We start from the raw sequence: 24,680 nt of genomic DNA on the forward strand, positions 1-24,680 counted from the left end.
AACTATTCCTCCTGTTTATCTTTACAATTTTTTAGGTTGTAAATTGTGGTCATAACTTGCCTACTTATTTCTCTATAATCATCCATATTTAGTTTCTGGTCATAGTATTCTTCAGTAATTATTTGTTTACCGATTATTACCCTAATTTTCCTAAACAGCTTGTACTGAGTATCTATATATATTGGTATAATTGGTGCTTTTCCCTTGATGCTAATCATTGCAATGCCAGGTTTGGCACTATCAACATCTTCCATTTTGTTTCTAGTACCTTCTGGAAATATTCCTAAAATATTTTCACATTTCAATATCTTTAAAGAATTTCGAATCGCTGCTAAGTCTGCACCATCCCTATCTACAGGGAATGCTCCTAATTTTTCTAATAAGCTGCCAAAAAACTTTTTTTCGAATAGCTCTTTTTTTGCCATAAAATATATTCTTCTAGGAATTGAAGTAGCAACTGTAATAGGGTCTAACATACTGACATGGTTAGAACAAACTATTATTTTTCCCTCAATAGGAATATTTTCAATTCCAGTTACTTCTATTCTAAAAATAATTCTAAAAATGACAAGTAAAATACCTCTCAAAAAACCGTATAGCGACATTAATTATCACCCCTAATTATGCCAAGTATTTCTGAAACTACATCATCAATGGTTTTATCAGTAGTATCGATTTCAAACGCATCTTTACATTTAACTAAAGGTGAAACTTCTCTCGTGCTATCTATTCTATCTCTTTCCTCAATTTCTTTAATTATTTCTTCTAGATTAGCATTATAACCTTTTTCCTTTAATTCTTTGCACCTTCTGCTTCCTCTTTCTTCAATAGAGGCAGTAATATAAAATTTATAATTTGCATGAGGTAAAACAAAGCTTCCTATGTCCCTTCCATCCATTATAACGCTTTTATTGCTTGCTATACTTCTTTGAATTTCAACAAGTTTTTTTCTAACCTCTTTAATTTTTGCTACATCAGAAACATTAGTACTTATTTCATTATTTCTTATTTCCTCGTCAACTTTTTTGCCATCTAAAAAAATATGATTATTTTTAAAATCTATATTAGTATTCTGCAAAATTTTATTCATTTCTGCTTTATCATATATATTGGTTTTATTTTTTAATATCTTTAAGGTTAATGCCCTATACATTGCTCCAGTATCTATATATACTATATTTAACTCCTTTGAAATTTTTTTAGATATTGTACTTTTCCCTGACCCTGCAGGCCCATCAATAGCAATTGTTAAATTTCCCATGATTATTTTTCCCTCTCTTAATAAACATAACCACCTTCAAGGTGGTCAGTATGTTTAAATTTTCTAGACTCTAGTTATCATTATATATTATAATTATTCACTTCTCAAGAACATTTATCTACCTACACTTATAATACCTTTCAATCTATCTTTACCTGTAAAAAAGTTTTAATACTGCCTTCTGTCGTTAATACTTCATTAAGCTCTGGTTTATTAATATTCTTGCTTATTCCTACTACTTTTATTTTTATTTCTATTTCTTCATCGTACATAGTACTATCTAATTCTATAATATCTCCATCAAATACCTTTAGCATTAACTCATTTTTTTTATCAAATTTATATTTTCCCTTTCCATTAACGGTAACAAATATACTATTGAATTTATCACTGTTTCTTTTTAAAACAACATAACCTGCCTCTTTATTTTTTACTGGTTCATCTGCAATATGTTCGTAATCATCATAAAAAGTTGGCATCTCCATATTTTTTATAAAACCTAGCTGCATTACTAAGAAAAAGACCCCTATTATACTTAGTACTAATACAACTGTCTCGATTTTGTTTAGAATTCTTTTGAAGTCCTTCATTTTTTCACCTCCAAAATTAGTATGGTTAAAATAAACTATGCAAAAAAAGCAAAAAAAATGTACCTTTGAAGTACATTTTATATTTAGCTTTTTATTTGATTATTAACAGTTTAGCCCAGCAAGATATCCAGTAGAATACGCAATCTGTAAATTGTAGCCTCCAGTTAATGCATGAACATCTATGACTTCTCCAGCGAAAAATAATCCTTCAACTATTTTAGATCCCATAGTAGAGGAATCTATCTCTAAAGTAGCAACCCCACCTGAAGTCACTATGGCCTCGTTAATTGGCCTGAAATCAGAAAAACTCATTTCTAGGTTTTTTAATAAATGGACGATATTCTTTCTTTCCTCTCTAGTTATTTGATTTACAAATTTATCTTCATTTATATTAGATAATTTAATTATTATTGGTATCAGCTTTCGAGGAAGTAAATCTTCTAAAGAGTTTTTAAATTGTTTTTTCGAATATTTTTCAAAATCTCTCAATATTCTCACTTCAAGTTTTTCATCAGATAGAGCGGGTTTTAAATCGATTACAATTTTTATTTTATTTCCATAATATTTATTTATATAACTGCTCATAGTTAGCACAATGGGCCCTGATATACCATAGTGAGTAAACAGTAATTCTCCGAAATCCTCAAAGATTTTCGAATTTTCGACATAAGCAGAAACTTTAACATTCTTTAATGCTAAACCTTGTAATTCCTTTACCCACTCCTCCTTAATTTCACATGGTATCAAAGCTGGCCTCAGATTAGTAATTGAATGTCCAAAGCTCTTAGCAAACAAATAACCATCCCCTGTGGAACCTGTTTGCTGATATGATTTACCACCAGTTGCAACTATTACCTTATTAAAATACTGTTCCTCAGAATTAGTAAATACTATTTTAAACTTATCGTCATCTAGCTTTTCAATGTATTTAACTTCCTTATTTAATACTATCTTAACTTTTTCATGACTTAAATATCTTTCTAAAGCTTTAATTACATCACTTGATTTATCACTAACAGGAAATATCCTATTTCCACGTTCTATTTTAGTGTCTACTCCATATGATTTTAATAATTCGATAATATCAGTATTTGTAAAAGAGTAAAATGCACTATACAAAAATGATTTGTTAGCTACAATATTTTCAATTAAATCTTCTACCTCACCAGCATTAGTTATATTACACCTACCTTTTCCCGTTAAAAAAAGCTTCTTACCTAATTTGTTGTTTTTTTCAAATAAAACAACATCTTTACCTAAAGATCCAGCCGTAGCTGCGGCAATCATTCCAGCTGGACCTCCTCCAATTACTGCTATTCGATTTTGCAACATTTAGACCTCCTTTAGATGACTTGTGTCATTAAGCACTCTTAAAACTGGCGAATAGTCTCTATACTCAATAATACTTATACCTGTATTACTAATGGTGAATTTATTATAAAAGGAAATATCAATACCTAATATTCCCAATATAAGAGCTTTAATAGAAGAACCATGGGAAACAATGAGAATATTTTTGTCCTTATTGTCTTTTATAAGTATATTTACTATTCCTAATAGTCTTTCCTGCAAATCAATTAATTTTTCAGCCTCAGGAAGATTCAGCTTATGAGGCTCTGTCATCCAAATAGTATGCTCATTCGTATACTTATTCATTATCTCCTGTGTTGTAAGACCTTCCCACACCCCAAATCTCATTTCTCTCAATTCCTCAAAAGTATTAACCTCTAATTCAAGTAATTCTCCTATTACTTTGGCCGTATCGAAAGCTCGATTTAAATCACTTGAAAAAATCAGATCAATTTTCTCATGTAAAAGACCTTGTGCAGCTTTTTTAGCCTGTTCTCTACCTTTATCAGTAAGCTGTGTATTGCTTTGCCCTTGCACTTTGCTTAAAATATTCCATTCAGATTCTCCATGCCTTATTAAATATAGTCGTCCCATTGTTACCTCCTAGATATTATAACCTTAGCTTTTTAAATAGAAATCTTATTATGTTTTAAGTTTATTATATACATTATAAGTCATAAATAATAAAATAACTATATAATTCTTTATCATTTATGATAAGATTATATATGATATATACTTCAAAATAAAAGAACTGATTAATCAGTCCCTTTATTATCACTACCATATGATTTATCCTTGTTATCGTAAACATTGTATTCCTTCCAAATATTCTCTAGTTCATTAAAATATTGTCCTATATCATCTCTTTCTCTCATGCCTATTGCAATTATCAGTGCGTTTAGTAGGCTCATAGGTGCTACCAAGGAGTCAACAAAAGACAACATGTTGCTCCTAGCAATAAGTGTATAGTCTGCTATGCTAGCTATTGGAGAAATCAAACTATCGGTAATACCCACAACCTTACATTGCTGTGCTTTTACATATTTAAGTGCATCTAAGGTTCTCCTAGAATATCGGGGATAGCTTATTCCTATTACTAAATCATCCTTTGTTACTCTGATGAGCTGCTCAAAAATATCACTTATTCCTGTCCTTATAACCTTAACGTCGTCTACGATTATTCCCAAATAGAACCCTAAATAATCTGCTAATGCGGTTGAGCTACGAAGGCCCAATATATATACCCTTTTAGCTCCTAAAATACTATCTATAACCTTATCAAAGGTTTCAACGTTTATCTCATCTATGGTAGCCTTTATATTCTCCATATCAGTCCTTAGAACCTTTTTCAGACCTACCTCATTATCTGAATACTCCCCAGACATACTCAATCTTTGGACAGTTGTGAGTTTGTTTTTTATAAGCTCCTGTAATGCTCTTTGTAAACTTGGATATCCAGCAAATCCTAAGGTCAAAGCGAACCTCACTACTGTAGACTCACTTACTCCGACCACTTCTCCTAATTTTGCAGCAGTCATAAATGCTGCTTTATCATAGTTAGACATAATATACTCTGCAATAAGTCTTTGTCCTTTACTAAGCCTTGTAAAATTCATCTGAATAACTTTCATTAGATCCTTCTTTTTATCTTCCATAACATCATTCCTTGCTTTCTTTTATAAGCTTCATACCTTCCTCTAATGCTTTTTCATTTAAAGCTTCTGTTCCCTTAGGTACTCTAGCTAAAACTGCACTTATCAAAGATTCTTTTGAGACTATTTGAGAAATACAATTAATTGCACCAAGTGCAACAATATTTGCAACTAAGGGCTTCATCAACTTATCATTTGCAGTATCTAGTATTGGAATACTAATTATATTAATGTCATCTCTCTTTGGATGATCAATACTGCTATCAACTACCAATGTACCACCTTTTTTTAAAGTATCAATGTATTTATCACAAGAAAGCTGAGTTAGAGCTAATAATAGATCGCTATCCTTTACTTTAGGATAATGAATCTCCTCGTCACTTATTATAACTTCTGCTTTACTTGCTCCACCTCTGGCCTCAGGACCATATGACTGAGATTGTATGGCGTTTTTCCCATCTTCAATTGCAGCCTCGGCTAAAATTATACCAGCCAATATTAATCCTTGTCCTCCTGAACCGCTTAGTCGTATTTCATATTGACTAGACATACTATCTCTCCTTTTGAAAACTATCGATTATTTTTTGGTACTCCTCAGTATATTCAGTTCTAGCAACTTTATGAAATTCTCCGATTACAAGCTTTCCTACAATCTGATCATCAGCTAATTTTTCAGCTGCTTTAATATTTACTGAGCTTTCTTTTAAATAATTCATCATATCAACTGCGTTTCCCATTTTGTTTTTTCTTCCAAAATATGTTGGACATATACTTGCAACTTCAACAAATGAAAATCCTTTGTTTTTAATACCTTCTTCAACTTGACTAATGACCATGTTAGCATGGTAAGCTGTTGTCCTCGCAACATAGGTTGCACCAGCAGCCTTTACAAGTTGACATAAATCAAAATTAGAATCAATATTTCCATAGGGAGCAGTTGTTCCAATAGCACCAGTAGGCGTTGCAGGCGAATATTGACCTCCAGTCATACCATATATATTATTATTAAACACAATTGTAGTAATACCAATGTTTCTCCTTGCAGAATGAATTAGATGGTTTCCTCCTATTGCGGCACAATCTCCATCACCTGTGATAACTATTACTTCTAGCTTTGGGTTTGCCATCTTTATTCCTGTTGCAAAGGCTAAGGCTCTTCCATGGGTAGTATGCAAAGTATTGAAATCCATGTAGCCAGTAGCTCTTGAAGAACATCCGATTCCAGACACTATACATACATTATCCTTATCTAAGCCTAAATTATCGATAGCTTTAGCAATTGACCTCATGACTATGCCATTGCTGCATCCAGGACACCAAATATGAGGTAATTTATTTGATCTAAAATAAGTTTCAACAAGTTTGCTAGGCACTTTAATAGACCTCCTTAATCTTAGCTAGAATTTCATCAGGTGATATCAATTCACCATTTACTCTATTACATCTGTGTACATTAGAATATTTATTAGCTACTCTTTCTACTTCCAAAACATATTGACCCAAATTCATTTCTGCTACTATAATCGTTTTTATTTTTTCTGATAGTTTAGCAATTTGCTTATCTAAAAATGGCCATATTGTCATTGGTCTAAATAATCCAACTTTTATACCTTGTTGTCTAGCTAGTTCAACTGCACATTTTGCAGATCTAGCAGTTCCACCATAGGCTATAATTGCGATTTCAGCATCATCTAGCATATATTCTTCATATATAGATATATCATTTTTATTTAACTCCACCTTGTTTACAAGTCTTGATACTAGCTTTTCTGCTACTTCAGGTTTTCCACTTGGGAAACCGGTTTCATCATGTACAAGACCAGTAACATGATATCTATATCCTTCACCAAATGAAATCATTCTAGGTGCAATTTCTCCTTCCAAAACCTCATAAGGCTTGTATTGAGTACTACTTTTTTCCGGTCTCATTCTATCAATAATTTCAATCTCTTCAATATTAGGTATCTCAATCTTTTCTCTAAGATGACCTATAACTTCGTCCATTAGCAATATTACAGGAGTTCTATATTTTTCTGCAAAATTAAAGGCTTTTACTGTTAAGTCAAAGGTTTCTCTAACTGATGATGGTGTAAGTGCAATAATTGGATGATCACCATGGGTTCCCCATCTTGCTTGCATTACATCTCCTTGTGCAGGAGCTGTTGGTAAACCAGTGCTGGGGCCTCCTCTTTGGACATTTACAACTACACAGGGTACTTCTGCAATGGCAGCATAACCAAGATTCTCTTGCTTTAAAGAGAAACCAGGTCCACTAGTAGCAGTCATTGATTTTAATCCAGCCAATGAAGCTCCTATGACAGCTCCCATACTAGCTATTTCGTCTTCCATCTGTATAAACTTGCCACCAATTTTGGGTAACTTTTCAGCAGAAATCTCAGCTATTTCAGTTGATGGTGTAATTGGATATCCTGCATAAAATCTCATTCCTGCAGCAATTGCTCCCTCAACACAAGCTTCATTTCCCTGCATTAACTTAATCCTTTTACTGTCCATCTTCCCTACCTCCTAAGTAAATTGCATAATCCGGGCATCTTAGCTCGCACTGTCCACATTTAATACATGCCTCTATGTTTTTGATTTTTATTTTGCCATGTTCAAGTCCTAGAACATTTTTGGGGCAAAACTCTACACAAATCCCACAACCTTTACACCACTCTACATTAAGTTTAAGTACTTTTTCACTTGTGGTAGCCAATTTAAAGTCCCCCTTATAATATTGTTAAAATATTCTACAAATACATGATATCAAAATATACATATATATGCAATTTTTATTTCATTTTTTTAACTAATTGCACAATTTTGCAAGTTTGACTTCATGTGTTACAAGTACGATTACAACGACTTTTTTATGCTTAGAATTTAAAAATAATATATTTTAATATTTTTATTTTATAAGCAAATACTAATTATTGTCTTGCATAAAATAATCTTTTGCGATAGTTAATAACAACTGCTCGGCTGAGATACTTAGAGTTTATAAGCTTGTTACGAGCTGAGCTCCATTCCCTAACAAATTCTCTAAGCTCGTACTCAATACGATTTTATATTAACTAGCATATAGGATTAAATTTTCAACGTTTTATGGGAGTGATTTTATGATACAAATTGATGATGCAGGAAGTGGAAGTTTAATAGGAGGCACATGTATAGGTGCAATAAGAAAAGAAACTATGGAATATAGATATGATATTATTCCTGTAGAGCTTTATAAAGGCTCTGCCTTTACCGAAAAAAAATATCTAGATTATGTAACAACAATAGTAAGTAATCTATTTAGAGAGCTTAATGTGGATAAAAAGGAAGAAATTCATGTATGCAGAGGATACATGTTTGATGAGCTTAGAAAATGGCTGTCAAGAGAAAGATATAACTATCTAAGCTGCAAAATAGATGAACCATTACAAACTATTATTGAAGAAACTTTTGAAAGTTATTGCCTAGATTTAGGTCTTTACAAAGATTATATCCGCTTTAACAAATATCCCTTTCATTTCCACACAATATTGAAATGGGTATATGCTGATTATGAAAATAGAAAGGAACTATGCAAAACAGGTTGGAAGAGCTGGAAAAAGTATGGTAACCTAGATACGATTATTAAAGACACTTCCATTCAAAAAAATAATATTATATGTTTAAGATGCGGCAACCCTATAATAAAAAATACTAAAGTGAAAGCTATAACTTATATTAGCAACAGGAAAACAACACTCCTATTACATGAAAACTGTTAATCAGCTTCTTTGCAATATAGAAATAGGATAAATACTAAACTTGACTAGTATTTATCCTATAACATCCTATAAATGATTTTCAGTAGATTAATAAAATGAAGTCTCTACTAGCATTTCTATATTGGATAAGTTTTTTCTTCTACATTAAGCAATGAACTATCTATTTTATATTTTTCAGTCTGTCTATATTGAAAAAAGCTAATTGCAACTTGTGGAAAAGAAGCATAAGTCAATACATCTTCATCTTGCTCAATGTATTCTCTTATTTCATTTTTTATCTTCTCAAGCTGTGGCTCTAATAAATCCGCTGGTCTGCCAGTATACACTTTTTCATCGCCAATTATTTTTTCCTTAATATCGTCTGAAATAGGAACTGCTGGCTTACCATAAAGTCCCTTTACATAGTTTCTGACTTCTGAAGGAACCATTTTATACCGTTCTCCTAATATTACATTAAAAACGGCTTGAGTGCCTACCATTTGACTCATTGGTGTCACCAATGGAGGAAACCCTAAGTCTTCTCTAACCTTTGGAATTTCATTAAGAACCTTGTCAAACTTTTCTAGGGAGCCTTGCTTTTCAAGCTGAGAAACTAGATTTGAGAGCATACCACCTGGAACCTGATTTATAAGAGTTCTACTGTCTACTCCTAAAACCTTAGGATTTAAAATACCTTCTTTAATGTACTTTTCCCTTATGGGCTTTAAGTAATCTGCAATATCAGCAACCAAGCTTAAATCTAGCCCAGTATCATAGGGAGAATTCTTTAATGATGCAATCATAGATTCAGTAGATGGCTGACTTGTTCCCATACTAAAAGGTGAAAGAGCCGTATCTATAATATCAACTCCTGCTTCTACTCCTTTCATGTATGTTTGATTAGCAACACCACTGGTAAAGTGAGAATGGAGTTGTAATGGAATCTTAACCTCATTTTTTAATTTACTAACTAATTCATAAGCAGTATATGGTAACAGTATTCCAGACATATCCTTTATACAAATAGAATCTGCTCCCATATTCTCCATTTCTTTTGATAATTTAACATAGTATTCAATATCATGGACTGGACTTATGGTATAAGAAATAGCAGCCTGAGCATGTCCTCCAGCTTTTTTCGTAGCTTCTATTGAAGTTCTTAGATTTCTGACATCATTTAATGCATCAAATATTCTTATAATATCAATACCATTATCAATAGATTTTTTCACAAATTCTTCAACCACATCATCAGGATAATTTTTATACCCCAAAAGATTTTGTCCCCTAAGAAGCATTTGAAGCTTGGTCTTTTTAATTACTTTCCTTAGCTTTCTAAGTCTTTCCCATGGATCCTCGTTCAAAAACCTTAAACAAGCATCAAAAGTGGCTCCTCCCCATACCTCCAAGGAGTGAAATCCGACCTCATCTAGTCTTCCTGCAATAGGAAGCATTTCATCCGTTCTCATTCGTGTAGCAATTAAAGATTGATGAGCATCTCTAAAAATCGTCTCCGTAATTTTTGGTTTAGTCATAACACATTCCCCCTAGGTTTATAATTTATTTTTCTCTACACAATAAAGCACAGGTGGGTAATTAATTTGATTGATGAACTCAAATTTTAGGACATTAAATTTCTTCTGGTCTATGACCGAAAAGTATTTATTAATCTGCCTATCTTCTGTTTTTCCTTCGTTATGACCTACATATGTTGTAACTAATAGCAAACCATTTTCCTTAAGTAAATCTAAGCTTTTTTCTAGTGCAATAACCGTAGTTTCCGCCTTCGTAACTATATCATGACTTCCTCCAGGTAAGTAGCCTAAATTAAAAACAATTAAATCAGCTTTATCTACTACATACTGATCAATATTTTCATGACTATCTTTTATTAAATATACACTTTCATTAAAATTATTCTCAATTAATTTTAAATTAGTATTATTTATTGCAGATTCTTGAATATCGAATCCATAAACTTTTCCTTCTTCTCCAACCAGTTGGGCAAGTAAAAGAGTATCATTTCCATTTCCCACTGTGGCATCTACAACGATATTTCCCTTCGAAATCCTTTTTATCATTAGCGCTTTAGCAATACTCACAACATTGTTAAAATATTTGTACACCTTGTCAGCTCCTTCTGCAAGAGCAACAGCCCTTTTTAAAAAACTCTTCTATATTACATGCTAAAATAATATCCGTATCTAATGCTGCAGTTAAAGCTAATTTCTCATCAATTTTTTTAGCCTTAGAAAAACCCTTTTTAATAAAGTATTGATTATCTCCAATAAAAAAGGCTTTCTTTATACCATTTATTAAGCAATAATTTAAAACAGCCCTTAATAGCCCATCGCCTAAGTTGTCTCCTCTTTTATTTTCATTAATCATTAGGAAATTCAATATAGCATAGTCATTATTAATACTTATATTACAGCCTCCAACTATCTTGCCATTATCCTCTAAAACATAGGATACACTGTTATCACTCATATTATTATCTATCTTATATCCTCTTGACATTTCAGCAATAGCTGCATTTTCTTCACTATTTTCTGTTTTTCTAACCACTATCATATGAATCTTCTCCTTTATAGCCAGATTATACCAAATCACAATATAAAATTCAATCAATTTTATCAATATATAAAAATTAAGCCTGATCAAAAATCTAATCACTACGCAATTATTGCGTAATGATTAGATTTTCTTTAGATATTCTATTTCCTTGTCGTTTAAAAATCTCCAACAGCCTTTTTTCAAAGTCCCCAGTTCAAGATCACCAATTGCTATTCTTTTTAATGAAGTAACAGGGTGCCCAATTTTATCACACATCTTTCTTATCTGCCTATTTTTACCTTCATGTATCTGAATCTTTACTACGCTTTTATCATTTATACTGCTTAATACTTCAATTTCAGCCTCAGAGGTAATGTGTCCATCAATTTCTAAACCATTCCTAAACCTTTCTAATTCTTCTTCTATTGGTTTACCTTTAACTGTCGCAATATATGTCTTAACAACTTCATATTTAGGATGAATTAATCTATAAGCTAGTTCGCCATCATTTGTTAAAAGTAAAAGACCCGATGTATCATAATCAAGTCTGCCTACTGGATATACTCTTTCCTTTATATTTTTTATTAAGTCCAGCACTGTCTTTCTATTATATTCATCTGATACTGTAGTAACATATCCTTTAGGCTTATTCATAATAATATACACCTTTTTTTCTCTATGCTTAATTCTCTTGTTATCAACAGTAATGATATCGTGTAACGGATCTATCTTATGACCTAGCTCAGTTATGATTATTCCATTAACTTTTACTCTTTTATCAGCTATTATCTCTTCTGATTTTCTCCTAGATGCAATTCCACATTGTGCCATAAACTTTTGTAACCTCATTAAACCCCTTCTCTCGTATACTTATTTGTTAAATGCCATTATTAGTATTATACAAGTCTCTCATTATAAATATTCAATAAATCCAGCCTTTGTATTTTCCTCTTAATTTCCTCAGTATCAATTATATAGGTGCCTATCATCTTCATTCTATCAAAAAAAATAGAACCTGCAAATGTATATCTTTTCTTTAAGCCCTCTTTATTTTTTATTTCTTCATTAGCATATGCAATGATGTCTCCTATTGCTGTGTTCCTAGGTAATTCTAGTAATGGCATTCCTAAGCTCAGCCTTACGCTATTGTGGCCTGCTAGACTTCCTGTAGAAATAGCTTCTGTATGCCCAACAAACAAACCAGATTTTTCTCCAGCGCATAGTAAATTATCGACTCCATCTACTTTAAGTGCATTGTTTCTTGGTGCTATTGATAAGTATCTGACTGAATTTCCTTTGCCACCTGAATAAGGATCCTCATACCTAGCACGTTCAAGACCTTCTATTTTTCTTAGCTTTTCTAAAGGATAGAAAGGTGTCATAAGTTTTATATGACCAGTATCTAATAAAATTATATTTTCTGAAAACTCTTTAAGCGAATATTGCTGACACACTTTTAAGTCAAGCTTTTCTAGATTTATATCTTCTTGAGGCACTGGTAATATAGCAACACCTTCACGGTCAAGCTTCTCTCTTATTTCCTTGCTAAGTGAGTCCTTGCTTAGCTCACAAGAACCGCTAAAGGCACCATAGGATCCGTCTCCACGTTGACCTAAAATGTCCTCTACTCCAGCACGCATACTTATGCTAATTCTTGGTCCGAAAGAAGGACATCTTAAAATACACATAGCACAGCCATTCCCATATCTAGTGCAGTTTCCCATAGGTCCTGTAGAGCCTGTGGTTTCTATGAAAATATCTCCTTCTATAATATTTCCATCTGCAATTACTATTCCTTTGATTTTTTTATCTTCCATAATTATATCATTTACTCTGCTCTCAAGCATTATATTAATTCCTCTTTCTCTTAACAGCTTCCTTACCTCTGGTTCTACTTTAGTAACATCATAAAGTGATGCGTGTTTATGCCCAGGAAATTCTACATTTTTATGTTTAGATGCATTATCGGTGATTTCAAATAATTCCCCAGCTCCTAAATGGATATTTTCCTCAGCAGCAGTATACCGTCCATTATTTCTCATTATTCCTCCAACGTTACCTAATCCAATTAACATGTCAGTTCTCTCGATTACAGTTACTTCTGCTCCAGCTTTCTTTGCAGTCAAAGCAGCTGCACAGCCAGCCCATCCTCCACCTACTATTATTACTTTAGTCAAGTAATACCCTCCTCTCAATTATTTTTCTAGAATCAATTTGAGTCTTACATGCTTTGGCCCTTGTTCCATCCTTAAGCCTTATAGTACAACCACCGCAAATACCTTCTCCACAACATATCTCATTATTATTTGTTACTGCCAGATATGGATCTATTCCTAATTCATCTATTATGCTGATTACCTTCATATGAAGCAAGTCTGAGCCGGCACTGTATATAAGACTTATATCCTCATTGAGCAACAATTGCATTATTAAGCCCTTACCTTTTTCACTCATTAAGTCCTCTTCATATGTATCAATATTCATGTCTTTTATAAAATCATTTATAAACAGTTCGCCTACACTACCCTTATCAAGTAATAAAATGACTTTATTTTTATTCTTAACTAGCTTCTCTATAGTTAACAACGCAGGGGCTTGAGAAATACCTCTAGCTAGAACTAAGCAAGTTTTTTCCTTAACACTTTTTAAATTGCGCAACCCATAAATTCCATTCCAATAAGGTCCCTTTACTAAAACATTTTCATCACATTTTTTTAAGCTATTTGTTTTTGCTCCAACTGACTTAAAGGCTATAGTAATCTCCCCATTTGAAACATCGGATTGCATTATTGACATAGGCACATCAAAATATTGAGGCAGCCTTTTATCCCTTAAAAATACATAAGCTCCTGGCTCCTTAAGCTGTCTGGCAAGTGTTCTAGTTACTTTTAACTTCAAAAGATAACTATCTTTTCCAATCTCCTTTATATCTTCAATAGTACTATTATAGTAATCCCTCTGTTGTTTTATTTGGTTCCCATTCATTAAAAGCTCCTGATATACACATACCCCTCTCCAATTACAATCGCAAAACTTCTTTCCTTGAAGTTGGGAGCACGTTATACAATTGTTTGTCTCTGCAAGGTAGCATGGACAATACTCACTGCCAACATCAATACATTCTTGCCTTTTTTTCAAAGTTTCCACTCCCTTCTATTTCTTATGACTATAGTATTAGATTATAGAACTAGGAGTTTTTTGTTACAAAAAAACATGGTTAAAAAACCATGTTTACAAATCAATTTTCTTTTGTATTAAAAAATACTCTTTAAAAACTTTATAAAATTGTTCTTAGACTTAGGCTTGCTGATTTCAAGCATTGATTTTATTTCAGCAGTATGCAATAGTTCACCTTCAAGAAAAACTTGAATATTCCCTAATTTTTGCCCCTTATATATTGGTGCACTTAATGAATCGGGAAGGTTTAATATGATTTTAGCTTTCTCTTTTTCTTCATCTTTTAATGGAATAATAAGATCATCTTCGCTCAAAAGATTAAAGTAATCCTTATAGCCATTTGATATTTTTATTTTCTTTAGAAATTGCCCTTTACTTATCAGCAGAGTGGGCTTATAATTCTCAAATCCAAAATCGAACATTCTATAGCAATCATTAAACCAGTTACCGTCGTTAATCACTACAGCAATCAACTGCATTTCATCTCTAGTAGCACTAGCTACTAGACATCTACCTGCTGCTTTTGTATAACCTATCTTTACTCCATCTCCACCTTTATAGTCCCACAATACATCGTTTTTATTTAAAAAATGCTGATTAATTTCTCTATTTGCAACCCAAGTCTTTGTTTTTGAAACTTCTCTAAAGAAGTCTAATTTCATTGCCTCTCTAGTGATAATTGCTAGGTCATATGCAGTCGAATAGTGGTTTGAGTCATGCAGTCCATGTGGATTTACAAAATTCGTATTGAGAGCACCAATATCTTTAGCTTTTTCATTCATCAGTATAACAAATTTATCTATTGATCCAGATATATGCTCAGCAATAGCTACAGCAGCATCATTTCCTGATCTTAGCATTAGGCCATAAATTAAGTCTTTTAATAAAATCTCTTCATTTTTGGCAAGATAAATGCTTGAACCCTCTACCCCAACTGCACTGTCTTTAACCTTGACTATAGAATCTAAATCGCCATGCTCAATTGCCAACAATGCAGTCATAATCTTTGTTGTGCTAGCCATAGGCCTTTTTAAATCATGATTCAAAGAATACATAATCCTTCCTGTCTTTGAATCAATTAAAACTGCACTTTCTGCACTAGGCGATGGATCTTTAAAACCTAGCAATAAATTTATTATAATTATCATAATCAAAATTACTGTAAGTTTTTTAATTTTAAATATTTTCAAAGGCAACACTCCATTAATCTTTGATAATGTTTCATTTCAATAATTAGGAGCAGAATTTTCTGCCCCTAATTAAATATCACAACCTTCTGTACCTTTTCCTTTAGACTCTTTATCCTTAAACTTATTATGTATCCCATTTGCCATTTTGGGAATTAAGTCTAAAATGCTATTTATAACATTGGCATTTTGGTCTACAGGAAGTAATTTCATATTTCCATTTCCAACTACAATAAAAGCAACAGGTTGTATAGAGACACCAGCTCCTGTGCCTCCACCAAATGGTAAATTCTTTTCGTCGCTTGTATTTCGTTCATCATCATCATTTCTATTATTTCCATTAAATTCAGTTCCTCCAGAAGCAAAACCAAAAGAAACTCTTGATATTGGAATTATTACTTGCCCATCAGCAGATTCCACTGGTTCTCCAACTATAGTATTTACATCTACCATTTCCTTTATGCTTTCCATTGTAGTCTTCATTAAACCTTGTATAGGATGATCAGACATTTAATACACCACCTTTAATAAATACTTTTATTCCTTTAAAGCCTGCAATAATAATATGAACAATTTTAAGCTTTATTATGCAAAAAAAGTCAACTTCTAAAATACTTTCATTGAAATTAGGATATATGCTGATATTCATATCTTTGATATCTTTAATCTCTTTATAATTTAATAAAATATTTAACAATGTACCTATTATTGTCCAAAGTACTCCATATGCAATTCCTGTTAAAGCCGCATCTCCAAGGCCAATTGTAGTAGACAAGCTTAAAGAATTAATATGGATTTTTTTTAATATATAATGAATAATCTTATTAAAGGTATTTGAATATTTCTTAATATTATTATAAATTTCAATGATATCCTCGTATTTCAAAACACTCTCTTTCCTTAATAACTCTTTTTCAGTATTTTTCTCTTCCAATTTTCTTCTTATTTTTAACAATGGGCTTTTATCTTTTGTAACTAAATCAATATAAGATATCTCATAATTAAATTTAATTAAACCCTTTAATAGAGTTGCTTTCACATTTATTATATCGTCATGATTTTTTCTCTTAATTTCAATTTTTATAAATACAGGAATATAGATTAGAATAACTATAAAAGTAAACAACACAAGTAAAACCAGTTTCAAGTAAATCAGCTCCATATTAAAATAATCCACCTATTTGAATATCTTTGCCAAAAAAAAGAAAAATAACACAAAATTATTTCGTGTTATCAAATTCTTCTATTTCTTCTGTATTATCTACTTCAAGAATAGGTAAAGCTTCTAATGTAGGTAAACCAAAACATTTTAAAAAATCATCAGTAGTTCCATAGATAATAGGCTTGCCAGTCTTCTCCAATCTACCTATTTCTCTAATCAAGTTTTTTTCTATTAGCGTATTTAAGGCCTTATCACACTTAACTCCCCTTATTATTTCGACTTCTGCTTTTGTTATAGGCTGTTTGTATGCAATAATTGACAAAGTTTCAAGGGCGGCACCTGATAAAGTTTTATTAACTCTTGGAGTACATAGTTTTTTTATCCATTCAAAATGTTCAGGTCTTGTACTTAATTGATACCTGTCGTTAACTCTGATAATCTGGACTCCCCTTCTATTAAAGTTGAAATCATCCATCATTTCAGTTATGATTTCATTTAAAGACTTCTTGTCCAACTCAATTACATCCATAATATCTTCTAAAGATAATGGATCCCCCCATGTAAATAATAATGCTTCTATAATAGATTTTATCTCTCTAATATCCAAAAAAATCACCTCTATTTTTCATTCCTAGAATTATTGCTCTTGATTATTATTTCTCCAAAATTCTGCTCTTGAACCACTTTAATGATTTTCAATTTAATCAGCTCAAGAATAGATAAAAAAGTAACAACTACTTTTATTTTAGTCATATTTTCATTAAAGAGCTCATCAAATCTAATTTTTTTCTTTTGCTTGATAATACTTTCCAAATCTCCCATACATTCTTCAATAGTCAACTCATCTCTTTGAATCTCAGCTAACTTAATTTCTTTTGTGTCATCTTTTGACTTATTTAAAATGTTTGCATAAGCTAATAGAAGCTCTTTAAAATCTATTTTTTCTAATTCAAAGGAATCTTGTTCCATAAATTCTTCTAGTTCTTCTTTATGTTTAAAGAAAACTTTACTTTGGATATCTCCTTTAACTTTTAAATTCTCTGCCGCCATCTTAAATTTTTTATATTCTATCAATCTTTTTACTAATTCTTCCCTTGGATCAATTTCTTCCATCTCTAGCTGCTCATCTTCCCTATTACTTGCAGGTAATAGCATTTTTGATTTTATTTCTAAGAGTGTAGCTGCCATAACTAAAAACTCACTAGTCATATCTAAATCTATGTTCTGCATAGTTTTGATATAATCTATATACTGATCCGTAATCTTTGCTATTGGAATATCGTATATATCAACTTTTTCTTTTTCAATTAGGTGCATGAGTAAGTCTAATGGTCCCTCAAATGCTTCTAAAACAACTTTATATTCCATCATTATCTCCCTTTATTTTAAATAATGCTACCAATAATCAATATATATAACAATATAAAAATGTTGTCAATAGACGTATCTGCGTGTATTAGCAATAAAAACTAAAAAACAGGATATATATTTTATCATATATCCTGCAAGTTATTACCTACTATTACCTAAAAAAATAGTTGTGACTTTCTTAAACATATCAATAACAGAAGCTTTTTTCAAGTCCTTTTCTGCAATTAAGCTAATTCTTCCAATCTCATTTCCGTTAGTCTTTAATATCATTTCGCCAATTTTTTGTCCTTTTTCATAGGGAGCATTAATAACATCAGGCAATATTATCTCTTTTTCAATTTCTTTTGACGAACCCTTTTTAACCAAAAGGCTATAATCTCTTTCCGCTACTATATTTAAATCACTTTCTTTGCCCTTAGAAACCTTTACTTTTTTTATTACCTCATCTTTTCTGCATATTGGTAGTGAATCATAATTTGCAAATCCAAAGTCTAATAGTTTTTTTGATTCTAGAAATCTGCTATTTGAAGTTGGACCTCCTAGTACTACGCTTATTAAAGATAAATTACCTCTTTTAGCTGATGCTGCAAGACAATGACCTGCTTCATTTGTAAGTCCTGTTTTCAAGCCATTTGCACCTTGGTATTCACGTATTAACCTATTTGTATTTACAAGAGTTTGAGTCACATTTTTATTCTTTCCTACTTTTATATCAGTCATATATATAGTTAACCACTCATGAATTTTAGGATACTTTAATAACTCCTTTGACATTAAACTAATATCATATGCGGTGCTCAGATGTTCCTCATCTGGAAGTCCAGTAGCATTTTTAAAATGTGTATTAGTCATGCCAAGCTGTTTTGCCTTTTCATTCATTCTTTGAACAAACACATCTATACTTCCTGACATATGCTCCGCTAAAGCTACTGCAGCATCATTAGCAGATCTTAAGCAAATAGCTTTCAGTAAATCGTCTACTATCTGTGTTTCTCCTTCTTCTAGATAAACTTGGCTTCCACCCATTCTTTCTGCGTTAGCACTTACATGTACTTTGTCATCAATCCTCATATTTCCACTATTTATTTCTTCCATTGCAATCAAAAGAACCATGATTTTCGTTATACTTGCTGGAGATAATCTCTCATGAATATTTTTTTCATATATGATCTCCCCAGAAATAGCATCTATTAGTATAGCTGATTTAGATTCTAGTTTAAAAGGCCCCTCAGTCTCAGCAAATGAAAGACTTGAAAATATAAAAACTAATACTAAAAGCATTAAAATACTAGTTATTTTTCTATATTTGACTAACTTGTTCATTTTGTCCTCCTTTTGCATAATGTTTAATTTTATATTAACCATCAACCATATAACTTATTCAGATACAAAAATACAAAAAAAGGAGACTATATAGCTTTGTCTCCTAAATTTCTTAATAATGTATATTTTTGATTACATTTTTTTCAAACCATTTGCATCTACTATTCCAAAGATTAATTTTTTTTGCCCAGAATTTTTATCTCCAATTCTGATGGCATTTTTCAGCTGTACATCAACATTCTTAGCTTTATTGCGGTCATTATAATGCAAGTAAGCCAATACATCTCCCTTGTTTACCTTATCATCTACTTTTTTATTTAATATTATTCCAGCAGCTAAATCAATACTGCTTTCTTTTGTCTCTCTTCCAGCACCAAGTGCTAGTGCACATTTTCCTATTTCTTCAGCATCTATTGATTTAATATAGCCTTCACAGTCACTCAATACTTCCACTATATTTGAGGCTTTAGGTAATAGCTCAGTATTTTTAATATATTCCACATCTCCACCTTGAGCCTCAACAAATTCTAATAGCTTGTTATAAGCCTGTCCATTATTAATAACTTCTGTTAACATCTCTCTGCCTAATTCCATACTTTGAGCCTTCTTACCCAAGACTAACAGCATTGATCCAAGGGTAAGGCATAATTCCACGAAATCTTTTGGCCCATTTCCTCTTAAAGACTCAATAGCTTCTTTTACTTCTATTGAATTTCCAATTGCGTAGCCAAGAGGCTCATCCATATTGGAAATTATTGCCACTGTGTCTCTCCCTACACTGTTGCCTATATCAACCATTTCCCTTGCGAGAACAAATGCATCCTCCAAATCCTTCATAAAAGCACCACTTCCAACTTTAACATCCAAAACTATAGCATTGGATCCTGAAGCAAGTTTTTTGCTCATCACACTGCTGGCAATAAGGGAAATATTATCTACAGTAGCAGTTACATCCCTTAAAGCATATAGCTTTTTATCTGCTGGAGTGATGTTAGCAGTCTGACTACATATACATATTTTAATTCTATTCACTATTGAAATAAACTCTTCTTTAGAAAATTCAGTCCTGAGACCTTTAATAGACTCAAGTTTATCTAAAGTTCCACCAGTATGACCCAAGCCTCTTCCAGACATTTTAGCAAATGGAAGTCCACATGCGGCCACCATAGGACCCAAGGCTAAGGTAACCTTATCACCTACACCACCAGTACTATGCTTGTCAACTTTAATGCCCTCTATAAGAGAAAGATCAACTGTCTCCCCAGAATTTACAACTGCATTAGTTAAATCCACAGTTTCTCTTTTATTCATTTTTTTCAGATATATGGCCATAAGCAATGCACTAATTTGATAATCAGGAATTTCACCCTTTGTGTAGCCATTTATGAAAAAATTAATCTCATCCGTGGTCAGTTCTCTTCCATCTCTTTTTTTCTGAATGATATTATATATTCTCATTATAGTGTCACCTCATTGAGTATACCTTTTACTAGTTTAATGAACTTAGGTCTGGTTTCATTGGCTACCTTGACAACTTCCTCATGGCTTATGGAGACTATCTCATCAGCTATGGCCATGTCAGTAACACATGATATGCCTAAAACCCTTAAGCCTGCATGTCTTGCAACTATAACTTCTGGAACTGTAGACATGCCAATAGTATCTCCACCTATTCTTCTAAGCATTCTTAACTCAGCCTTTGAAAAATAATAAGGACCACTTATGGCTGCGTATACACCTTTTTTAGTTTCAATATTGTGTTTTTTCCCAACATTTTCAGCCAATTTTATTAATTCCTTATCATATGCAGAAGACATATCTGGAAATCTAGGTCCTAATTCATCATAATTATGTCCAATAAGTGGGTTGTCTCCAATAAAATTAATATGATCTTCAATTATCATTAATGCTCCTGGATAGAGCTCCTTATTCATTCCGCCACAGGCATTAGTCACTAATAACATCTGTATTCCAAGTGCTTTCATTACTCTAACTGGAAAAGTCACCTGCTGTAAGGAATACCCCTCATAATAGTGAAATCTTCCCTGCATTGCAATAACTTTTTTCCCTTCAAGCTCTCCTAATACTAATCTTCCTTCGTGACCTTCCACAGTTGAAACTGGAAAATTAGGTATATCTTTATAATCAAATATAATTGGATTGTTGATTTCATCTGCTAGAGTTCCTAGTCCTGAACCTAAAATAAGCCCTATTTCTGGTGCAAAGTTTATTCTATCTCTTATGTATGAGCTAGTTTCATTAATAGCTTCTAGTAAATTTTTCATCTTGATTACCCCCTAATTATAGTTCTTTTAATATCTTCTTAATTAAAGAAATAAAATCATTTTTCACTCTTTCGGAAGTTTCAATCACTTCTTTATGATTTAGAGGTTGGTCTAATATTCCTGATGCCATATTTGTTATACATGATATCCCAAGGACCTTTATATTTCCATGAACTGCGGCTATGACCTCTGGTACAGTAGACATTCCAACTGCATCTGCACCTAAAAAAGAAGCCAATCTCACCTCTGCAGGTGTCTCATAGGTAGGTCCTGAATTCCACATGTACACTCCTTGTCTAACTGTTAAATCTAATTTTTCAGCAGATTTAATAGCTATATTTATTAGTGATTTATCATAGGCATGAGACATATCTGGAAACCTAGGTCCCAGTTCACTATGGTTTTCACCTATCAGAGGATTATCAAAGGTAAAATTAATATGATCTGTAATAACCATTAAATCACCAGGCGTGAACTCCCTGTTTACCCCTCCAGCGGCATTAGTTATTATTATGGATTCAACTCCTAAGGCTTTCATAACTCTGACAGGAAAAGTCACCTGTTCAATAGGATATCCTTCATAATAATGGAATCTTCCCTGCATTGCAATAACCCTTTTCCCTTCTAAGGTTCCAACTACTAATTGTCCTTTATGCCCTTGTACAGTTGATGTTGGGAAGTTTGGTACTTCATTATATTTGATTATTGTAGCATCAGATATTTCGTCTGCTAAAGAACCAAGTCCCGAGCCTAGAATAATTCCAATATCAGGTTTTACATTTAGTCTATTTATTAAATACTGGGTAGTTTCATTAATTTTCTCAACTAAATTCACCAAATCTCCTCCTATTTATCTAAAATTAAATGAGCAAAGCTTTCTCCATTATTAAGTCCCTCCAGACCCAATAGGTCTAATATTGTGGCTCCTATATCTGCAAAGGTATTTCTTATTCCAATATTGATACCTCTTTTTATTTTTTTCCCATAGATGAGAACAGGTATATATTCCCTTGAATGGTCTGTACTCACTGTTGTAGGATCACATCCATGGTCAGCAGTAATTATCAGAATCTCGTCTTCATTAAGGCAGTCAATTATTTCTGGAAGCCTATTATCAAATTCCTCCAACGCCCTTGCATACCCTTCTACATTATTCCTGTGCCCATATTTCATATCAAAATCAACTAAATTTGTAAATATCAATCCTCTATTATGTTCCTTAATGTATTTTATTGTATTATCTACTCCATTCATATTATCTACAGTATGGACACTCTTTGTTATCCCTTGTCCACTGAAAATATCTTCAATTTTGCCAACAGCCATGACTTCTAAGCCAGCCTTTTTAATAATATCTAGCATAGTTTCTTCTATTGGCTTTATGGAAAAATCTCTTCTATTTGAAGTCCTAACAAAACTACCTGACTTTCCTACAAATGGTCTAGCAATAACTCTGCCAACAGCATATTTGTCTATTAAAATCCCTCTGGCTATTTCACATAGTTCATATAGCCTGTCAACTGGTATGACTTCCTCATGTGCAGCTATTTGAAATACACTGTCTGCTGAAGTGTATACTATAGGATAGCCAGTATTTATATGTTCTTCTCCTAGCTCTTCTAAAATAGTAGTACCTGAAGCTACCTTATTACCTAAAATCTTGGTGCCTATAAGCTCTTCATATTTTGATATTAATTCGTCTGGGAATCCATTTGGAAAAGTAGGAAAAGGCTCCTTAAGAATTATCCCTCCTATTTCCCAGTGGCCTGTCGTAGTATCTTTTCCAGGAGATTTCTCTGATAATTTTCCATAGCTGCCAATAACATTATCTATATAATCTAGGCCTTCAACACCATCTATTGAGCCAAGTCCAAGTCTATTTAAATTTGTTAGCTTAATATTCTTCACATTTTTAATTATATTTCCCAATGTATTGCTGCCTTCATCACCATATTTATATGCATCAGGTAGTTCTCCTACCCCTACACTATCTAGTACAATTAAAGTTACATTGTTAATCATAATAATTATTCCTCCCTTCTTATTAATAATATTATACCCTAAATCTGCGTTAGTTCTCATAAAGTTCTCATAGAAAAACTAACCCACCAAAAGGTGGGAATCATGCTCTGGGATGGGCTTTTTTATATACTTCTTTAATCTTATTCTTAGTAATCAATGTATAAACTTGAGTAGTAGATATATCTGCATGTCCTAACATTTCCTGAACCGATTTTAAATCAGCTCCGTTTTGCAATAGGTGAGCTGCAAAAGAATGCCTAAGTGTATGAGGAGTTATATTCTTATTAATTTTTGCTTGCTTTGTATATTCCCTTACAATTTTCCAAAACCCTTGTCGCGTAAGCCTTTTTCCATGATAATTCACAAATAAAGATTTTTCCTCTCGATCTTTTACCAAACTCATTCTATGTTTTTCTATGTACAGACTCAAGGTGTTTACTGCCATCTTTCCAATAGGTATGACTCTTTCATTAGGAGTATCCTTTGAACTTAATATATAATCCATATATAAATTAATATCATCTATATCTAATGCTATTAGTTCTGAAACTCTAATGCCCGATGCATATAGCAGTTCTAACATAGCCTTGTCCCTTACTCCTTTAGAACATTCTATATTAGGCTGCTCAAGCAGTATCTCTACCTCTTTCGGTGTCAATATGCTTGGAAGCTTTTTCTCTTGTTTAGGAGACTGAAGATTTATAGTAGGATCTTTATTTATAATTCCTTCATTTAAGAGAAATTGATAAAAAGATCTTAATGATGCTATATTCCTTGACACTGTAGAAACTGACTTTCCTGACTTCTGTAGACTCATAAGATAAGTAATTATTAATGTCTTATTTACATTTACAATATCGGATAAGTCGTTCTCCTTTAAATAGACATTGAATTGCCTCAAATCTCTAATATATGATTCTATAGTATTGTGAGACAACTCCTTCTCCACTTCAAGATAACCGTTAAAATTTTGTATGTTGCTATCCATAGTATTTCCCCTTTAT

At 32.3% G+C, this 24,680-nt stretch carries 28 protein-coding genes; 1 reads left to right on the top strand and 27 read right to left on the bottom strand.

The window, feature by feature from the left end:
• Positions 1-2: 2 nt before the first annotated feature.
• The 10 genes from QO263_RS12395 to QO263_RS12440 form a co-directional block, all read right to left on the bottom strand.
• The gene (locus tag QO263_RS12395; protein WP_285621932.1) at positions 3-605 is read right to left on the bottom strand and encodes a lysophospholipid acyltransferase family protein; all 603 of its coding nucleotides are present in this window, start codon (positions 603-605) and stop codon (positions 3-5) included.
• Complete coding sequence (gene cmk, locus QO263_RS12400) at positions 605-1,261, bottom strand: (d)CMP kinase (RefSeq protein WP_285621937.1); 657 nt, start codon at positions 1,259-1,261, stop codon at positions 605-607. The genes QO263_RS12395 and cmk overlap by 1 nt, the downstream gene beginning before the upstream one ends.
• A 140-nt stretch (positions 1,262-1,401) precedes the next feature.
• On the bottom strand, positions 1,402-1,851 hold the full coding sequence (locus tag QO263_RS12405) for a hypothetical protein (protein WP_285621940.1): 450 nt from the start codon (positions 1,849-1,851) through the stop codon (positions 1,402-1,404).
• A 102-nt stretch (positions 1,852-1,953) separates the two neighbouring features.
• Positions 1,954-3,183: a BaiN/RdsA family NAD(P)/FAD-dependent oxidoreductase gene (locus QO263_RS12410; protein ID WP_285621942.1), complete on the bottom strand. Its 1,230-nt coding sequence runs from the start codon at positions 3,181-3,183 to the stop codon at positions 1,954-1,956.
• On the bottom strand, positions 3,184-3,795 hold the full coding sequence (locus QO263_RS12415; RefSeq protein WP_285621945.1) for a histidine phosphatase family protein: 612 nt from the start codon (positions 3,793-3,795) through the stop codon (positions 3,184-3,186). It abuts the gene before it with no gap.
• Between the two features lie 164 nt (positions 3,796-3,959).
• Positions 3,960-4,859, bottom strand: coding sequence for a MurR/RpiR family transcriptional regulator (locus tag QO263_RS12420; RefSeq protein WP_285621947.1), 900 nt, complete (start codon positions 4,857-4,859; stop codon positions 3,960-3,962).
• Between the two features lie 4 nt (positions 4,860-4,863).
• Complete coding sequence (locus QO263_RS12425; protein ID WP_285621950.1) at positions 4,864-5,406, bottom strand: 2-oxoacid:acceptor oxidoreductase family protein; 543 nt, start codon at positions 5,404-5,406, stop codon at positions 4,864-4,866.
• Between the two features lies 1 nt (position 5,407).
• Complete coding sequence (locus QO263_RS12430) at positions 5,408-6,229, bottom strand: 2-oxoacid:ferredoxin oxidoreductase subunit beta (protein WP_285621953.1); 822 nt, start codon at positions 6,227-6,229, stop codon at positions 5,408-5,410.
• Between the two features lies 1 nt (position 6,230).
• Positions 6,231-7,370 carry a 2-oxoacid:acceptor oxidoreductase subunit alpha gene (locus tag QO263_RS12435; RefSeq protein WP_285621956.1) on the bottom strand — a complete coding sequence of 380 codons (1,140 nt, stop codon included), beginning with the start codon at positions 7,368-7,370 and terminating at the stop codon, positions 6,231-6,233.
• The gene (locus QO263_RS12440) at positions 7,360-7,572 is read right to left on the bottom strand and encodes a 4Fe-4S binding protein (protein WP_285621959.1); all 213 of its coding nucleotides are present in this window, start codon (positions 7,570-7,572) and stop codon (positions 7,360-7,362) included. Before QO263_RS12440 ends, QO263_RS12435 begins: the two co-directional genes overlap by 11 nt.
• Before the next feature lie 403 nt (positions 7,573-7,975).
• Here QO263_RS12440 and QO263_RS12445 point away from each other — a divergent pair, with 403 nt between their 5' ends.
• A complete protein-coding gene (locus tag QO263_RS12445) occupies positions 7,976-8,614 on the top strand; it encodes a hypothetical protein (protein WP_285621962.1) in 639 nt (212 codons plus the stop codon).
• 116 nt (positions 8,615-8,730) lie between these two features.
• Here the strand turns inward: QO263_RS12445 and QO263_RS12450 are convergent, their stop codons facing one another.
• The 17 genes from QO263_RS12450 to xerD form a co-directional block, all read right to left on the bottom strand.
• The gene (locus QO263_RS12450) at positions 8,731-10,128 is read right to left on the bottom strand and encodes an oxaloacetate decarboxylase subunit alpha (protein ID WP_285621964.1); all 1,398 of its coding nucleotides are present in this window, start codon (positions 10,126-10,128) and stop codon (positions 8,731-8,733) included.
• Between the two features lie 18 nt (positions 10,129-10,146).
• Positions 10,147-10,719: a tRNA 5-(aminomethyl)-2-thiouridylate-methyltransferase MnmM gene (gene mnmM, locus QO263_RS12455; RefSeq protein WP_285621967.1), complete on the bottom strand. Its 573-nt coding sequence runs from the start codon at positions 10,717-10,719 to the stop codon at positions 10,147-10,149.
• Positions 10,720-10,723: 4 nt separating this feature from the next.
• A complete protein-coding gene (locus QO263_RS12460; RefSeq protein ID WP_285621970.1) occupies positions 10,724-11,167 on the bottom strand; it encodes a GNAT family N-acetyltransferase in 444 nt (147 codons plus the stop codon).
• A gap of 123 nt (positions 11,168-11,290) precedes the next feature.
• Positions 11,291-11,998 (bottom strand): pseudouridine synthase, encoded by a 708-nt coding sequence (locus QO263_RS12465; protein WP_285621972.1) that lies wholly within the window; start codon positions 11,996-11,998, stop codon positions 11,291-11,293.
• Positions 11,999-12,045: 47 nt separating this feature from the next.
• Positions 12,046-13,326, bottom strand: coding sequence for an FAD-dependent oxidoreductase (locus QO263_RS12470; RefSeq protein WP_285621975.1), 1,281 nt, complete (start codon positions 13,324-13,326; stop codon positions 12,046-12,048).
• Positions 13,319-14,287, bottom strand: a complete 969-nt coding sequence (locus QO263_RS12475) for a sulfide/dihydroorotate dehydrogenase-like FAD/NAD-binding protein (RefSeq protein WP_285621978.1) — start codon at positions 14,285-14,287, stop codon at positions 13,319-13,321. The genes QO263_RS12470 and QO263_RS12475 overlap by 8 nt, the downstream gene beginning before the upstream one ends.
• 116 nt (positions 14,288-14,403) lie before the next feature.
• Positions 14,404-15,516 (bottom strand): D-alanyl-D-alanine carboxypeptidase family protein, encoded by a 1,113-nt coding sequence (locus QO263_RS12480; RefSeq protein ID WP_285621981.1) that lies wholly within the window; start codon positions 15,514-15,516, stop codon positions 14,404-14,406.
• 69 nt (positions 15,517-15,585) lie between these two features.
• A complete protein-coding gene (gene ytfJ, locus QO263_RS12485; RefSeq protein ID WP_285621984.1) occupies positions 15,586-16,023 on the bottom strand; it encodes a GerW family sporulation protein in 438 nt (145 codons plus the stop codon).
• Complete coding sequence (locus QO263_RS12490) at positions 16,016-16,660, bottom strand: DUF2953 domain-containing protein (RefSeq protein ID WP_285621988.1); 645 nt, start codon at positions 16,658-16,660, stop codon at positions 16,016-16,018. Before QO263_RS12490 ends, ytfJ begins: the two co-directional genes overlap by 8 nt.
• A 73-nt stretch (positions 16,661-16,733) precedes the next feature.
• Positions 16,734-17,282, bottom strand: a complete 549-nt coding sequence (scpB, locus tag QO263_RS12495) for an SMC-Scp complex subunit ScpB (protein ID WP_285621991.1) — start codon at positions 17,280-17,282, stop codon at positions 16,734-16,736.
• An 11-nt stretch (positions 17,283-17,293) separates the two neighbouring features.
• Positions 17,294-18,043, bottom strand: coding sequence for a segregation and condensation protein A (locus QO263_RS12500; protein WP_285621995.1), 750 nt, complete (start codon positions 18,041-18,043; stop codon positions 17,294-17,296).
• A gap of 144 nt (positions 18,044-18,187) precedes the next feature.
• Positions 18,188-19,369 (bottom strand): D-alanyl-D-alanine carboxypeptidase family protein, encoded by a 1,182-nt coding sequence (locus tag QO263_RS12505; protein ID WP_285621997.1) that lies wholly within the window; start codon positions 19,367-19,369, stop codon positions 18,188-18,190.
• Positions 19,370-19,501: 132 nt separating this feature from the next.
• Complete coding sequence (locus QO263_RS12510) at positions 19,502-20,827, bottom strand: pyrimidine-nucleoside phosphorylase (protein ID WP_285622001.1); 1,326 nt, start codon at positions 20,825-20,827, stop codon at positions 19,502-19,504.
• Positions 20,827-21,654, bottom strand: a complete 828-nt coding sequence (locus QO263_RS12515) for a purine-nucleoside phosphorylase (RefSeq protein WP_285622003.1) — start codon at positions 21,652-21,654, stop codon at positions 20,827-20,829. Before QO263_RS12515 ends, QO263_RS12510 begins: the two co-directional genes overlap by 1 nt.
• Positions 21,655-21,670: 16 nt before the next feature.
• Positions 21,671-22,489 (bottom strand): purine-nucleoside phosphorylase, encoded by an 819-nt coding sequence (locus QO263_RS12520; protein WP_285622006.1) that lies wholly within the window; start codon positions 22,487-22,489, stop codon positions 21,671-21,673.
• 11 nt (positions 22,490-22,500) lie between these two features.
• On the bottom strand, positions 22,501-23,676 hold the full coding sequence (locus QO263_RS12525; RefSeq protein WP_285622009.1) for a phosphopentomutase: 1,176 nt from the start codon (positions 23,674-23,676) through the stop codon (positions 22,501-22,503).
• A gap of 100 nt (positions 23,677-23,776) precedes the next feature.
• Positions 23,777-24,664: a site-specific tyrosine recombinase XerD gene (gene xerD / locus QO263_RS12530; RefSeq protein ID WP_285622011.1), complete on the bottom strand. Its 888-nt coding sequence runs from the start codon at positions 24,662-24,664 to the stop codon at positions 23,777-23,779.
• Positions 24,665-24,680: the final 16 nt, after the last annotated feature.

Origin of the sequence: Proteiniborus sp. MB09-C3 (assembly GCF_030263895.1) — a bacterium.
GTDB lineage: Bacteria > Bacillota > Clostridia > Tissierellales > Proteiniboraceae > Proteiniborus.